Below are 16,588 nucleotides of genomic sequence, written 5' to 3'. Positions count from 1 at the left end.
CGGCGCTCGATCTGCGCCCCACCTCCAAACCCAAGACAGGCACCTAGCCGCCATCACTTACTGACCATCAGCTCCGGCCCCAGGTAGTCGTTGACCAGCTCGATATCATCATCCCCCAGGCTGCCCACCGATGACGCCAGGCGCAGGCGCGACATCAGGTAGTTCAGCTTGGCCTCGAACAGGTCATGGCGTGCGTCGAACAGCAGCTCTTCGGCGTTGAGCACATCCGAATTGGTGCTGGTGCCACCCTCCTTGAAGCCCTTGCGCGTCGAGGTTAGCGAGCGTTCGTTGGACGCCACGGCCTTTTCCAGCGCATGGACACGCATGGCCCCACTCTGCACGCCGCGGTATTCACGGGTGGTGCCAGAGATGACTTCCTGGCGGGTGGCGTCGAGTTCGTCCAGCGCTTTCGAACTGTTGGCGCTGGCCTGGCGGGTCAGCGCGCTGGTGCTGCCGCCGCTGTACAGCGGGATGTTCAGTTCCAGCCCGATCGAGTTGTACTGGTTGCGCTGATTCAGCTCTGAAATCGACTGGCTGCTGCCTGCGGTGTAGCCCGCCACAAAGTCCAGCGTCGGCCAATGCCCGGCCCTGGCCCGGTTGACCTCTTCTTCGGCAAGCTCATAGCTGTGCCGGCGTGCATGAATCAGCGGGCTGTCGGCCTGGGCCTTGACCAGCCAGTCCTGCAGGTTGCCCGGCAGCAGTGGCGGGGTGCTGAAGCCCGGCTGCAGAGTGGTCAGCGATGCCGGGGTTTCACCGATGTATTCCTCAAGCGTGCGGCGGGCGTTGACCAGGTTGTCTTGCGCCTCGATCAGGTCGGCCTCGGCCAGGTCGCGACGGGCGACCGATTCGTCGATGTCGGTCACCGTGCCGGCGCCCAGCTCCATCCGCCGCTTGGCCGAGGCAAGCTGCTCTTCGAAGGCGTTCAGCTTGGCCTTGGCCAGGGTGATGGTTTCGCTGGCCAGGAGTACATCGAAGTAGCTGTCGGCCAGGCGCACCGCAGCATCCTGGCTCTTGGCGTCGAACACCGCGACGCTGTAGTCGGCACGCTGCTCGCCCTGGCGGTATTCAGCCATTTTCTGCTTGTTGAACAGCGGCTGGCGCAGGCGCACGCTGGCGCCCTTGGAGTCGTAGTCCAGATCGTTCTCGAGGCTGTTCTGGTGCTGGGTGCCATTGACCTTGTTGTAGTAGGCCGTGGCATTGATCTGCGGCAGCAGGCCGGCCTGGCCAATGGCGCGGTTCTCCATGCCGGCTTGTTTTTCATGCTCGGCGGCGCGGTAGACAGGGCCTTGGTATTGCAACAGGTCCCAGGCTTGTTTCAGGTCCATGGCACTGGCCGGCAAGGACAACCCCAACAGGCACAACAACAGGCAGTGTCGGTTCATTTCATTGCTCCTTGAAAGCACTGTCCACGCGTTCGAGCATTGGCTTGAGCAGGTAACTGAGCAGGTTGCGCTCACCGGTCTTGATGGTGACGGTGGCGGGCATGCCGGGCCGTATGTGGTTGCTGCCCAGCAGGCTCATGCCGGCGGGCGAGACGTCCACCTGGGCCAGGTAGAACGGTTGCTTGCTCTCTTCATCGAGCAGGCGGTCGGCAGAGATGGTCTTCACCCGGCCAGGAATGTTTGGTGTCTGGGCGTGGTTGAAGGCCGGGAAGGCGATGTCCACGGCAAGGCCTGGGACCATCTTGTCGATGGCCTGTACCGGGATCATCGCGTCGACCTGCAACGGCTCGTCGAGCGGGACCACTTCCATCAGCTTGGCGCCGGGCTGGATCACCCCGCCGACCGTGGCGATGCCCAGCGCCTGGACCATGCCGTCGATGGGCGAGCGGATCACCGTGTGGGTCACTTCGTAGTCCAGCGCCCGCAGGCGGTCGGCCAGGGTGGTGTTTTCCTTGGCGGTGTCGGTCAGTTGCGATTCGACCTCTTTCAGGTAGTCGTGCTGGCGCTGCAGAATGCGCAGCTTGATCTCGGTGGTCTGGCTGCGCACCCGGGCGATATTGTTGAGGTTCTCGGCCTGGCCAGCGGACAGGTCGGCGTTGCTGCGCTCAAGTTCCAGCAGGCGGTTGCGTGGCACATACCCTTCGGCCGCCAGCACGCGGGTGCCTTGCAGTTCCTGGCCAAGGAAGTTGATCTGCGAGGCGCGGGCGCCATACACCTGCTGCAGGCCCTTGAGCTGCACGGCCGATGCCGCCAGGTTCTCTTCGAGGATGCTGATCTCGCCAGCCAGGCCGGCGCGTCGGGTATCGAGCAAGCGTTGCTGCAAGTCCATGGCGGCCAGCAGGCGCGGGTCAGTACCGAAACGCGTGAGCAAGGCCGGGTCGAAGTTGACCGTGTCGCGGCTGTCGCGCTCGGCTTCCAGGCGGTTTTCCACGGTCTTGCTGACAATGTACTGGGCGCTGACTGCGCCTTGTTCGGCCACGGCGCGCAGGGCATCGAGGCGCACCAGTTCCTGGCCCTTTTTCACCACTTCGCCTTCGCGCACCAGGATCGCCTCCACGGTGCCGCCACTCAAGTGCTGCACCGCCTTGCGGTTGCTGGTGATCTTGACTGTGCCGGTGGCGACCACGCCGGCATCCAGCGGCGCCAGGCACGACCACAGCAGGAAGCCGCCGAAGCCGGCAACGACCAGCCATACGCCCCAGCGCGCCGGTTTGCCGGCATCCAGGTCGATCAGGTTTTTCGCCTCGGCGGGGATCAACTCGGTAGGTTGGCTCATGTGCATGATCGGTCACTCCCGTACTTTTACCGACGCCAGCGGCGCCGCTGTGCCCGCCGGTATCACGCTGGCTTTACGCAGCGCTGCGAAGACTTCGTCACGCGTGCCCAGCATCTGCACGCCGCCGTCACGCAGCATCAGCACTTTGTCGACGGCACACAGCACGTTGGGCCGATGGGAAACCAGTATCACCGTGGCGCCACGCGCCTTGAGTTCAGCCAGGGCATCGACCAGGGCCTTTTCACCGACGTCGTCGAGGTTGGCGTTGGGTTCATCCAGCACCACCAGGTTGGGTTCGCCGTACAACGCACGGGCCAGGGCAATACGCTGCTTCTGGCCACCGGACAGTGGGCTGCCATCGGTACTCAGGCGGGTGTCGTAACCCTGCGGGAAACGCAGGATCATTTCGTGCACACCGGTGCTCTTGGCGGCGCGGATGACCGCCTCGCTGTCCACCTCGGCAAACCGCGCGATGTTGTCGGCGATGGTGCCTTCGAACAGTTCCACGTCCTGCGGCAGGTAGCCGAGCCAGGGACCGAGTTCGCTTTTGTTCCAGTTGAAAATGTCGGCGCCGTCCAGGCGCACCTTGCCGGCCTGGGTCGGCCAGACGCCAACCAGCAGGCGGGCGAGGGTGGACTTGCCCGAGGCGGAGGGGCCGATAACGCCCAGGCTTTCGCCCGGCGCCAGGCTGAAACTGACCCCACGCAGAATGGTGGTGTTGGTGCCGGGGGCGCCGGCAAACACATTCTCTACGGCGAGCATGCCCACCGGGCGTTGCAGTGACATGCTCGGTGGCCGGCGTGGGTAGTCCTGCAGCAACTCGTTGAGCCGGCCCCAGGCCGTGCGGCAGCCGAGCAGTTGCTTCCAGGAGGCGATCACCTGTTCAACCGGCCCCAGCGCGCGGCCGGTGAGGATCGAACAGGCGATCATCATGCCCGGGGTGATCTTGCCTTCGATTGCCAGCAGCGCGCCGGTGCCGAGAATCAGCGATTGCAGGGTAATGCGCACAAAGCGCCCGGTACTGCTGATCAGGGCTGCACGGTCGGAGGCCAGGGTCTGCATCTGCAGGATGCGCAGGTGGCTCTGATACCAGCGCTTGCTGATCGACGGCAGCATGCCCATGGCCTCGATGACTTCGGCGTTGCGCAGGTTGTTGTTGGCATAGTTGGCGGAGGACAGCGCCGCGTGGTTGGCCTCGGCCAGCGGTTTGTGCGTGGCCTTCTCGGTCAGGTACGCCAGGCCCGCGAGGATCATCGAACCGATCATCGTGACCAGCCCGAGCAGCGGGTGGATCAGGTAGCAGACCAGCAGGTAGATCGGCGTCCACGGCGCATCGAAGAAGGCGAACAGGCCATTGCCGGTCAGAAACTGGCGGACCTGCGCGAGGTCTTGCAGGGCCTGGGCCGGGTTGCCCCCGGCGCGGTTCAGGTTGCGCTCGAAGGCGGCGCTGAAGATGCGTTGGTTGAGGTCCATGTCCAGGCAATTGCCAACCCGGATCAACACCCGGGTGCGGATCATTTCCAGGGCGGACATCAGCAGGAACAGCCCCACCACCAGCAGGGTCAGCATTGTTAACGTGGTGATATTGCGGCTGACCAGGGCGCGGTCATAGACCTGGAGCATGTACACGGCTGGCGTCAACATCATGACGTTTATCACGCCGCTGAAGCCTGCCAGGGCGTAGAAGCTGCGGCGCAGGCGAAAAAGCGCCTCGGCCAACTCGGAACGGGTGCGCGGCTGCTTGTGCATCTGGGGCCTCCCTCTTCACAAAACCGGAGGCCGTTGCGGCGTCCCGGACAGCTCTAGCTGTGGCTTCTGATCGGCTCGCAGGCGGGTCGCTCTATAGGCGGGTTGTCCGAAAACGCTGCGTTGCTCCCACAAGCAGCAGCGTAGGTTGCAGAGAAATGTCTTGTAATATCATTTTGCTCTATAAATGCATTGAACTTCTCATAAGTCACGTAAAAACAGCGAGTTGCAACGCATTATCATCGAGAGTCATTTTTACGGCGGCTTATTGACAAGGTTTGACTCTACGACTTTAGTCTTGGTTATTCGGGCCCTGAATGGTTGCCGGCAAGGCCGTACCTACAGGGATCGCGTTTGACCAGAAGTCATCGCCTGTACATCCCCGGAAAACCGAACCACGAACTGCGCACGTCAACTGACTGGGCGCGGGAAGGACCCTGTTGCCCCGCTTGTTTCTTCGATACATCGAGGGCAATTGAAATGGCCAATTTCAGCAAGTCGGACCTGGAGTTCATCCTCAAGCAAATCTTTATCGCCGAAGCCCACGCCAAGGGCGCCAACCTCATCGATCTGCTGCCCAATAGCCAGGTGCCGTTCGGCTTGCGCACCGTGGACGGCAGCTTCAACAACCTGGTGACCGGGCAAAGCGAGTTCGGCGCTGCCGACAACGCCTTCCTGCGCCTGCTCGACCCCGCCTACCGTGCGGCCTACGCCGGCACCGGCACGGTGGTCGACAGCCAGCCCCGCACCATCAGCAACCTGATCGTCGACCAGACCGCGAACAATCCCGCAGCGGTCGAGGCCAACGGTGGCGCCGCGCCGGTGATCAGCCCCGGCCTGGATGGCGTGTTCGGCACCGCCGACGACAAGCCTGTGTTCTTCATTCCCAACCAGTCGGCAGACGCGGGCCTGACCGCGGGCTTCAACGCCTGGATGACCTTCTTTGGCCAGTTCTTCGATCATGGCCTGGACCTGGTGACCAAAAGCGCCACCGACATCGTGTTCATCCCGCTGCAGCCCGATGACCCGTTGTTCGTGCCCAACAGCCCGACCAACTTCATGGTGCTGTCACGTGCCGTGCGCACGGCCGGCGCCGATGGCGTGGTCGGCACGGCCGACGACAGCCAGCCCAATACCACCTCGCCCTTCGTCGACCAGAGCCAGACCTACAGCTCGCACCCCTCGCACCAGGTGTTCCTGCGCGAGTACATGCTCAACGCCGCCGGCGACCCGATTGCCACCGGGCGCCTGATCACCAACCGTGACCTGGGCGCCGACGGCACATTCGGCACGGCCGACGATGGCGATGGCGAGAGTGGCGGCATGGCTACCTGGGCCGTGGTCAAGGCCCAGGCCCGCGACGTGCTCGGTATCAACCTGACCGATGCCGACGTGCATAACGTGCCGCTGCTGGCGACCGATGCCTATGGCAACTTCCTGCGGGGGCCCAACGGCATGCCGCAGGTGGTGATGCGCATCAGCAACGGCGCCGACGGTATTGCCGGGACTGCCGATGACGTGACCCAGTTGGTCGAAGGCAATCGCGCCGCGCCCATCAGCCTGGCCAACGCCGTGAGCACCGGGCATGCCTTCCTCGACGACATCGCCCACAACGCCGCGCCGGTGGTGGTCGGCGGCGTGCTGCGGGCCGACGCCGACAGCGACGTGGGCAATGCGCAGCCGGTGGGCGCAGGTGGCAACAACCTGACCTATGACAACGAACTGCTCGACGCCCACTACATCGCTGGCGACGGCCGGGTGAACGAGAACATCGGCCTGACCGCCGTGCACCACGTGTTCCACTCCGAGCACAACCGCCTGGTCCAGCAGTCCAAGGACACCATCCTTGCCGCAGGCGACCTGGCCTTCCTCAACGAGTGGCTGGTGGATGACGTTGCCGCGATACCGACCACACCCGGCGCTATCGCGGCCTTGGTGTGGGATGGCGAACGCCTGTTCCAGGCCGCCAAGGTCGGCACCGAGATGCAGTACCAGCACCTGGTGTTCGAGGAGTTCGCTCGCACCATTCAACCGCAGATCGACGAATTTCTGGCGCCCAATGGCTATGACACCTCGATCAACCCGGCCATCCTCGCCGAGTTCGCCCACGTGGTGTACCGCTTCGGCCACTCGATGCTGACCGAAACCGTCGACCGCCTGGACCCTGAGTTCAACCCGATCCTCACCGACCCCAACAACCCCGACCAGCAGCTTGGCCTGATCGCCGCCTTCCTCAACCCATTGGCGTTCGCCGGCAGCGGGGCGACTGCGGATGAAGCGGCAGGGGCGATCATTCGTGGCGTGACGCGCCAGGTCGGCAACGAGATCGACGAGTTCGTCACCGAAGCGCTGCGCAACAACCTGCTGGGCCTGCCGCTCGACCTGCCGGCACTGAACCTGGCACGCGGGCGCGATACCGGCATCCCCACCCTGAACGAGGCCCGCCGTGAGTTCTGGGCCGCGACTGGCGACAGCCAGCTCAAGGCCTACATCAGCTGGGTCGACTTTGCCGATCACCTCAAGCACCCCGCATCGCTGGTCAACTTCATAGCCGCCTACGGTACCCATGCCTCGATCACCGGGGCGACCACCATGGAAGACAAACGCGCCGCCGCCATGGCCCTGGTGTTCGGGGGCGAGGGTGCGCCGGCCGACCGCCTCGACTTCCTCAACGGCACTGGTGCCTGGGCCAACGTGACCCTGGCCGGCAAGGACGGGGTACTGGGCACTGCAGACGACGTGACCGGGGTGACCATCACCGGCGTTGACACCATCGACTTCTGGGTCGGTGGCCTGGCCGAGCAGAAGATGCCGTTCGGCGGCATGCTCGGGTCGAGCTTCAACTTCATCTTCGAAACCCAGATGGAGGCGCTGCAGAACGGCGACCGGTTCTACTACCTGTCGCGCATGGCGGGCACCAACTTCGGCACCGAGCTTGAAAACAACTCTTTCGCCAAGCTGATCATGCTCAACTCCGATGTCACCCACCTGTCCAACACCGTGTTCCTGACGCCCACCTTCACCCTCGAAGTGAACCAGGCCAACCAGTTCACCGGGCTGGGTGCCGACGGCAAGGCCGACCCGACTGGCGGCATCATGATCTACGGCCAGGAAATCGTGCCCCTGGTGATCCGCGACAACCCGGATACCGTGGGCGCCGACAGCAACTACCTGCACTACACCGGTGAAGACCATGTGGTGCTCGGTGGCACTGCGGGCAACGACATCATCATCTCTGGCGAAGGTGACGACACCGTCTACGGCGACGGCGGCAATGACCGCCTCGAAGGCGGCGCAGGCAACGATGCGGTGCTGGGCGGCGCGGGCGATGACATCATCACCGATTCGTTTGGCGACAACCGCCTGGAAGGCAACGCCGGCAACGACGTGATCGTCGCCGGCAGCATGGGCGTTGCCGGCAACCTGATCCTGGGCGGCGACGGCCAGGACTTCATCATCACCACCGAAGACATCAGCACCACCTTCGGCGGCCAGGGCGACGACTTCATCCTAGGCGCCAAGACCAACCTGCCACCCACCGGCAACGAGGGCGATGACTGGATCGAGAAGGGCACCCAGGACGGTGCGCCCGGCGACAACTTCGCGCCACTGCTGGGTGATGAAGTGATCGGCAACGACATCTTCGTCGGCGGCGGTGGCTTCGACGAGATGATCGGCGAAGGCGGTGATGACATCTTTGTCGGCAGCGATGCCCAGGACAAGATGGACGGCATGTCCGGCTTCGACTGGGTCACCTACAAGAATGACCAGGTCGGCGTGACCGTCGACCTGAGCCTGGCCGCACTGGCGCAGCCGCATGGCAACGCGCCGAACCAGAACGCCGGGGTGTTCAACCCGGTCGGCGCCTCGCCGGCCTCGATCCTCGACCGCTTTGCCGAAGTCGAAGGGTTGTCCGGTTCCAGGTTCGGCGACGTGCTCAAAGGTGACGACGTCGATGCAGTCACCATCCTCAACCACGGCGGAGCCACGGGCAGTGCGCTGACCAACGTGGCATTGATTCGCGGGCTGGAGCAATTCCTCGCCGATGCAGGTTTACCGACCACCGGCTTTGCCACCGGCAACATCATCCTGGGCGGCAACGGCAGCGACCTGATCGAGGGCCGTGGGGGCGATGACCTGATCGACGGTGACAAGTGGATCAACGTGCGGATCGCGGTGTACGCCGCCGACGACGTCAACCACACCGGGCCGGAAATCGCCAGCTTCGACAGCATGGTCGACATGATCCCGTTCATGCTCGACCGTACCTACAACCCCGGCCAGCTCAAGGCCGTGCGGGAAATTCTGCCGGGCAGCTCGACCGGTGGTGCAGCCTTCGATACCGCGGTGTTTTCCGGGCTTCAGGCCGACTACGTGGTCACCCAGAACACCCGCGGCACGGCCGATGTGGCGGACGATGTGTGGACGGTAACCGATACCGTCGGCAATGACGGCACCGACACTCTGCTGCATATCGAGCGCCTGCAATTCTCCGACGGCCAGCGCGTGCTGGTGGCGGGCGTGAACGCCCAGCCTACCGGCAGCCCGACCATCACTGACAGCAACGCTGGCGCGATCACCGTCGGCGACATGCTGACCGTGAGCATGGCCGGGGTACTGGATGGCGACAACATTTCGCCGACCAACCCACAAGGGCTGCTCAACAACACGTCGGTGTCCTACTACTGGCAGTTCGAGGCCGACCCGGGCAGCGGTGTGTTCGAAGACATCATCCTGTTGCCGGCCGGCGACTTGGCGTTCCAGAGCGCCGATGGCACCGCGTTCAAGGTCTCGCCGGACCTGGCCGGGTTGTCGCTGCGGGTCAAGGCGATCTACCAGGATGCCCACGGCACCACCGAAGTGCTGTTCTCGCAGCCCACTGCCGTAGTCGAAGCGGGCGCGCCCGTGGTACCAACGGCGCCAACGCCGGTGGTCGATGCCAGCGAAGGGGGAGAGGGCCTGCACATGGTCCGCTCCGACCTGAACTTCATCCTGGCCCAGATCAAGATCGCCGAGGCCGATGCTGCCGGGCAGGACATCCTCTCGCTGATCCCGAACATCCGTTCGGCCATGGGGCTGCGGGCAGTTGACGGTTCAAACAACAACCTGATGAACCTCAATGGCATCAACAACACCCAGTTCGGTGCTGCCGACAACGTCTTCCCACGCCTGACCGACCCGGTGTTCAACCCGGCCGAAGGTGCGCCGGCCGGCTTCTTCGGCCCCGGCTCGCCGGCTATTCCGGGGTCCTCCTATCAGCAGACCAGCGGTGCGGTGTTCGACTCGCAGCCGCGTACCATCAGCAACCTGATCGTCGACCAGACCTCCAACAACCCGGCCGCCTATGCCACGGCCTATGACCCGGGCGCGGACGGTGTGCTCAACTTCGGCACGCCGGGCAACGACGACGTGCTCAAGGATGGCGTACGGGTGGTCGCCAGCCCTGGCCTGGATGGCCAGTTCGGTACCACTGACGACCACGATGTCTACCTGTTCGAAAACACCACGGCGGATGCCGGGCTGTCTGCGCCGTTCAACGCCTGGATGACTTTCTTCGGGCAGTTCTTCGACCATGGCCTGGATCTGGTCACCAAAGGCGGTTCGGGTACCGTGTTCATTCCGCTGCAACCGGACGACCCGCTGTACGTGCCCGGTGGCAACGCCAACTTCATGGTGCTGACCCGCGCCACCAACCAGCCAGGGCCGGATGGCATTCTCGGCAATGCCGACGACATCCATGAGCACAGCAACACCACCACGCCGTTCGTGGACCAGAACCAGACCTACAGCTCGCACCCTTCGCACCAGGTGTTCCTGCGCGGCTACCAGATGACCGACCAGGGCCCCGTCGCCACCGGCCGCTTGATCACCAACCGCGACCTTGGCGCCGATGGCAAGTTCGGCAGTGCGGACGACAGCGAAATCGGCGGCATGGCGACCTGGAAGGTGGTCAAGGCGCAGGCCAACGACCTGCTCGGCATCCACCTCACCGATGCCGACGTCAACAACGTGCCGCTGCTGGCGACCGATGCCTATGGCAACTTCGTCAAAGGGCCCAATGGCTACCCGATGGTGGTGATGAAGGGCGCCGATGGGCTGGGCGGCACGGCGGATGACGTGCTGGTCGAAGGCAACCCGCTGGCGCCGATCGACCTGACCAATGCCGTGCGCACGGGCCACGAGTTCCTCGCTGACATCGCCCACAATGCCGTACCGGTGTTCAACGCTGGCGTGCTGGCGCCCGATGGCGATGCCCTGGTGGGCAACGCCGTGCCGGTCAACCCGCAGACAGGCGCCAACCTGGCCTACGACAACGAGCTGCTGGATGCGCATTACATCGCGGGCGATGGCCGGGTCAACGAAAACATCGGCCTGACCGCCGTGCACGCGATTTTCCACGCCGAGCACAACCGGCTGGTGGCGCAAACCAAGGACACCGTGCTCGATGCGGGCGACGTGGCCTTCCTCAACGAGTGGCTGCTCAACCCGGTGACCGCACTGCCTGCCAGCCAGGCCGAGATCGATGCGCTGGTGTGGAATGGCGAGCGGTTGTTCCAGGCGGCCAAGTTTGGCACCGAGATGCAGTATCAGCACCTGGTGTTCGAGGAATTCGCGCGCACCATCCAACCGCGCGTCGACCTGTTCTTCGCCCCGACCCAGGTGTATGACGTCGACCTCGATGCCTCGATCGTCGCCGAGTTCGCGCACACCGTGTACCGCTTTGGCCACTCGATGCTGACCGAGACCGTCGACCGCTTCGACATCGACTTCAACGTGGTCAAGGACCCGGCCAGCGCCAACCCCGAGCAGCAACTCGGCCTGATCGCCGCGTTCCTCAATCCGTTGGCGTACGCCGCCAGTGGGGTCACACCAGAGGACGCGACCAGTGCCATCGTGCGCGGGGTGACGCGCCAGGCCGGTAACGAAATCGACGAGTTCGTCACCGAGGCGCTGCGCAACAACCTGCTGGGCCTGCCGCTCGACCTGCCGGCGATCAACATCGCCCGTGGCCGCGATGTGGGTATTCCTTCGCTCAACGCCGTGCGCCGCGATATCTACGAGCAAACCGGCGATACCCAACTCAAGCCGTACACCAGTTGGGTCGATTTGGTGCAACACCTCAAGCATGCGGAGTCGTTGATCAACTTCATTGCCGCCTACGGCACGCACAGCACCATCACCGGTGCTACCACCCTGGTGGACAAGCGCGCGGCGGCCATGGCGCTGGTGTTCGGTGGCGACGGTTCGCCGGCGGACCGCCTGGACTTCCTCAATGGCACCGGAGCCTGGGCCAACGTGACACGGCCCGGCAAGGATGGTGTGCTGGGCACCGCCGATGACCTGAGGGCAGTGACAGTGACCGGGGTCGATGCCATCGACCTGTGGATCGGTGGCCTGGCCGAAGCGAAAGCACCCTTCGGTGGCATGCTCGGCTCGACCTTCAACTTCGTGTTCGAGAACCAGATGGAAAAACTCCAGGACGGCGACCGCTTCTACTACCTGGAGCGCACCTCTGGCCTGTCGATGAATGCCGAGCTGGAAAGCAACTCGTTCGCCAAGCTGATCATGGCCAACACGTCGGCCACCCACTTGCCAGGCCTGGTGTTCTCGGACCCGGCGTTCTATCTCGAAGTGGACCGCAGCAAGCAGTTCAACGATGGCCTGGGCAATGCCGACCCGCTGGGCGATAACGGCCAGCAGGTGGTGTTCCGCGACAACCCGCTGACGGCCGGGCCCGACACCAACTACATTCGCTACGCCGGTGAAGAGCATATCGTGCTGGGCGGCAGCAACGGTAACGACATCCTCGTCTCTGGCGGTGGCGACGACACGGTCTGGGGCGATGCCGGCAATGACCGCATCGAAGGCGGCAACGGCAACGACCAGCTGCGCGGCGGTGCCGGCGACGACATCATCAGCGACGTGGGCGGCGACGACAATATCCAGGGCGGCGACGGCAACGACGTGCTGCACGGCGGTAATGGCATCAACCTGATCATCGGTGGCTTTGGCAACGACTTCATCGTCACCGGTGAAGACGCCTCCGAAGCCATTGGCGGCCAGGGCAACGACTTCATCCTGGGCAGCAAGGCCAACGAACAGGACATGGGCAACGAAGGCGACGACTGGATCGAGAAGGGCACCTCGGACGGTGCACCTGGCGACAACTTCGACCCGCTCGGCAACGACCCGGTGATCGGCAACGATGTGTTCATCGGCGGCAACGAGAACGACAAGTTCAACGGCGAAGGGGGCGACGACATCATGGTCGGCAGCCTCGGCTTCGGTGACCGCTATATCGGCGGCTCGGGCTACGACTGGGCGACCTTCAAGGGCCTCGCCCAAGGCGTGACCATCGACTACACCGACCGCTTCTTCGATGTGCCGCCGGTGCCGGGCTCGGGTGCTTCGGCACTGGTACGCTTCGACATCATGGAAGGCCTGTCGGGTTCGGCGCACGGTGACTTCCTGCGTGGCGACAATGAAGATGCCGCCTCGCTGCCCACCGCCGGTGCCACCGGCAGCGTGCTGACCAACATCAACCTGATCAACGGCCTGGCCGACCTGCTGGCTGCCGGTGCGACCTTCTACGACGGCGGCAACATCATCCTTGGCGGCAGCGGCAGCGACCTGCTTGAAGGCCGCGGCGGCGATGACATCCTCGACGGTGACAAGTGGCTCAACGTGCGCATCAGCGTGCGCGCCAACAGCGATGGCACCGGCCCGGAAATCGCCACGTTCGACAGCATGGAGCCGATGGTACCGCTGATGCTCAACGGTACTTACAACCCGGGCCAGCTGGTGATCACCCGGGAGATTGTCAGCGGTACCGACAACTATGACACCGCCTTGTTCTCGGGGGTTGCGACCGACTACAGCGTCGTGGTCGATGGCAATGCGGTCATCGTCACCGACCTGGTGGCGGGGCGTGATGGTGTCGATCGGCTGACCGGCATCGAGCGGCTGCAGTTCTCTGACCGCGCCATTGCCTCTGGCGTCGGCACGGCCGTCAACGCCGACCCATCGGGCCACCTGGCGATCCTTGACGATGCCACGGGCGGGCGTGAGGACACACCGGTTGCCGGCCAGTTGCTGCGTGTCTCTGACTTGGCGGTGCACGATGCCGACAACGTCAGTGCGGCCAACCTGACGGGTGCGGTCAACGGGCCTGTGGCCTACTACTGGCAGGTCGAGCAGCTGCCGGGCTCGGGTGTCTATGAGGACATCACCTTCGTCGCCGCAGGCGAAGCATCGCGGGCGATCGGCAGCACCTATCGGGTGACCGACGACGTGGCGGGGCTGAGCATTCGGGTGCGGGCGGTGTATCAGGATGCCAAGGGCACCCTGGAGATCGTCGACTCCGCGCCAAACAGCGCGCCGAGCGCCGGGCCGGCGGTGACCGGGCTGCTGGTGCAGAACCAGACGCTGACGGCCAACCCGGCGACCATCGTCGACGCCGACGGCCTGAGCAATCCGCAGTTCAGCTTCCAGTGGCAGGCGAACCGCGGTGTCGGTTGGGTCAACATCGCAGGCGCCATCGGCAGCACCTTCGTCCTGACCCAGGCGCAGGTGGGGCAGAACATGCGGGTGGTGGTCAGCTACGTGGATGACTTCGGCGTGCAAGAAAGCATTGCCTCCGACATCCTCGACCCGGTTGCCAACGCCAACGATGCACCGACCGGTGCGGTACTGATCAGTGACACTACGCCCGTCCAGGGGCAGACGCTGACGGCACTTACCGGCAGTATTGCCGACCTTGACGGGCTGGGGGCGTTCAGCTTCCAGTGGCAGCAAGGCACTGGCGGCGTCTTCAGCGACATCATCGGCGCCACTGCGGCCACCTTTACCCCGGGCCTCAACCATGGGAACCAGCAACTGCGGGTGATCGTGCGCTACACCGACGGCTTCGGCGCCCTGGAGACACTCACCTCGGCGGCGACTGATGCAGTGCCAGGGTTGACGCTGGTCGGCACCAACGGTAACGACATCCTGATCGGCAGCACGGGCGATGACGTGATCTCCGGCCTGGACGGTGCCGACCTGCTGTTTGGCGGGCTTGGCAACGACATCCTCAACGGTGGGCTTGGCAACGACAGCCTCGACGGCGGGCTTGGCGCGGATACCATGACCGGCGGTGATGGCAACGATACCTATGTGGTGGATAACGCTGGGGATGTGGTGATCGAGGCGGCGGCGGGCGGTACGGATACCGTGCGTACCACGTTAGCCAGCTACAGCCTGGGTGCCAACGTCGAGAACCTGACCTATACCGGGGTGGGCAACTTCGTCGGTAGCGGTAACGCGCTGGACAACATCATGGTCGGCGGTGTCGGCAACGACCTGCTCAATGGCGGTACCGGTGCCGACCGCCTGGTGGGTGGTCTCGGCAACGACACCTACGTGGTGGATAACGCCGCAGATGTGGTGATCGAGGTCGCGGGGGCCGGTACGGATACCGTGCGTACCACGCTAGCCAGCTACAGCCTGGGTGCCAACCTCGAGATCCTGACCTATACCGGGGTGGGCAACTTCGTCGGTAGCGGTAACGCGCTGGACAACATCATGGTCGGTGGTGTCGGCAACGACCTGCTCAATGGCGGTGCCGGTGCCGACCGTCTGGTGGGTGGCCTCGGCAACGACACCTACGTGGTGGATAACGCCGGGGATGTGGTGATCGAAGCCACAGGGGCTGGTACGGATACCGTGCGTACCACGCTAGCCAGCTACAGCCTGGGTGCAAACCTCGAGAACCTGACCTATACCGGCATAGGCAACTTCATCGGTAGCGGTAACGCGCTGGACAACATCATGGTCGGCGGTGTTGGCAACGACCTGCTCAATGGCGGTGAGGGTGCCGACCGCCTGGTGGGTGGTCTCGGCAACGACATCTACCTGGTAGATAACGCTGCAGATGTGGTGATCGAAGCCACAGGGTCGGGTACGGATACGATACGTACCACGCTAGCCAGCTACGGCATGATCGACAATCTTGAGAACCTGACCTATACCGGCGTGGGCAATTTCGTCGGTGCCGGTAACACGCTGGACAACGTCATGGTCGGCGGTGCTGGCAACGACCTGCTCAATGGCGGTGCGGGTGCCGACCGCCTGGTGGGTGGTCTCGGCAACGATAACTACGTGGTGGATAACGCCGGGGATGTGGTGATCGAAGCCACGGGGGCCGGTACGGATACCGTGCGTACCACGCTAGCCAGCTACAGCATGAGCAGTAATGTCGAGAACCTGATCTATACCGGGGTGGGCAACTTCACTGCTGGCGGTAACGCGCTCGACAACATCATCAGCGCAGGCGCTGGCAACGACTTGCTCAATGGCGGTGCAGGTGCTGACCGCCTGGTGGGTGGCCTCGGCAACGATACCTACGTGGTGGATAACACCGGGGATCTGGTGATCGAGGCCGCAGGGGCCGGTACCGATAGCGTGCGTACCACGCTAGACAGTTACACCCTGGGTGCCAACGTCGAAAACCTGACCTATATCGGAGTGGGCAACTTCGTCGGTAGCGGTAACACGCTGGCCAACACCATCAACGGGGGCACTGGCAACGACAGCCTCGATGGTGGCCTGGGCAATGACATCCTGAGCGGTGGGGCGGGCAACGACACGCTGTTCGGTGATGATGGCAACGACATCTTGTCAGGTGGTAGCGGCAGCGACTTCCTCAACGGCGCGATTGGCGATGACAGGGTCAACGGCGGCGCGGGTGATGACACGATGATCGCCAGCGATGGCAACGATACCTTCCAGTTCGGTGCGGGGTCTGGCGCCGACCTGATCATCAACTTCGATGCCAACCTGGTGGGCGGGCAGGACTTGCTGGATATCTCCGCGTTCAACATCACTGCGGCGACCTTCGCGACCAACGTCACCATCGCCGATGTCGGTGCCGATACGCTGGTCAGCATCGGCGCTACCGACTCGATCCGCCTGGTAGGGGTTGCCGATGCCACGACTGTGACGGCAGCGGACTTCGTGCTGGCGGGGTGAGTCGCAAAGGTGAGGGCAAGGGAAGCCCTCCAGGCTTGACATTGGGGTTGCTTCGCAGCCCATCGCGACGCAAGGCCGCTCCTACATGAGATCGCATATTCCTGTAGGAGCGGCC

Annotated in this window: 4 protein-coding genes; 1 reads left to right on the top strand and 3 read right to left on the bottom strand. The window is 64.0% G+C overall.

What is annotated here, in order from left to right; all coding sequences use genetic code 11:
- Positions 1–53: 53 nt before the first annotated feature.
- The 3 genes from NP534_RS19690 to NP534_RS19680 are packed head-to-tail and all read right to left on the bottom strand — an operon-like array spanning position 54 to position 4,467.
- A complete protein-coding gene (locus NP534_RS19690) occupies positions 54–1,382 on the bottom strand; it encodes a TolC family outer membrane protein (protein WP_274099799.1) in 1,329 nt (442 codons plus the stop codon).
- Position 1,383: 1 nt separating this feature from the next.
- Entirely contained in the window at positions 1,384–2,724 is a 1,341-nt protein-coding gene (locus tag NP534_RS19685; RefSeq protein ID WP_274099798.1) for an HlyD family type I secretion periplasmic adaptor subunit, read from the bottom strand.
- A gap of 6 nt (positions 2,725–2,730) precedes the next feature.
- The gene (locus NP534_RS19680; protein ID WP_033697131.1) at positions 2,731–4,467 is read right to left on the bottom strand and encodes a type I secretion system permease/ATPase; all 1,737 of its coding nucleotides are present in this window, start codon (positions 4,465–4,467) and stop codon (positions 2,731–2,733) included.
- Between the two features lie 477 nt (positions 4,468–4,944).
- Between NP534_RS19680 and NP534_RS19675 the strand changes: the two genes are divergently transcribed.
- Positions 4,945–16,473, top strand: coding sequence for a peroxidase family protein (locus NP534_RS19675; RefSeq protein ID WP_274099797.1), 11,529 nt, complete (start codon positions 4,945–4,947; stop codon positions 16,471–16,473).
- Positions 16,474–16,588 lie beyond the last annotated feature (115 nt).

Source organism: Pseudomonas sp. 39004 (assembly GCF_028682155.1).
GTDB lineage: Bacteria > Pseudomonadota > Gammaproteobacteria > Pseudomonadales > Pseudomonadaceae > Aquipseudomonas > Aquipseudomonas capeferrum.
This window is presented reverse-complemented; position numbering and strand designations above follow the sequence as displayed.

Excerpts from the sequence above, each read along its gene's own strand:
- NP534_RS19685 (WP_274099798.1), bottom strand. The coding sequence starts at position 2,724 with ATGCACATGAGCCAACCTACCGAGTTGATCCCCGCCGAGGCGAAAAAC.
- NP534_RS19690 (WP_274099799.1), bottom strand. The coding sequence starts at position 1,382 with ATGAACCGACACTGCCTGTTGTTGTGCCTGTTGGGGTTGTCCTTGCCG.
- NP534_RS19680 (WP_033697131.1), bottom strand. The coding sequence starts at position 4,467 with ATGCACAAGCAGCCGCGCACCCGTTCCGAGTTGGCCGAGGCGCTTTTT.
- NP534_RS19675 (WP_274099797.1), top strand. The coding sequence starts at position 4,945 with ATGGCCAATTTCAGCAAGTCGGACCTGGAGTTCATCCTCAAGCAAATC.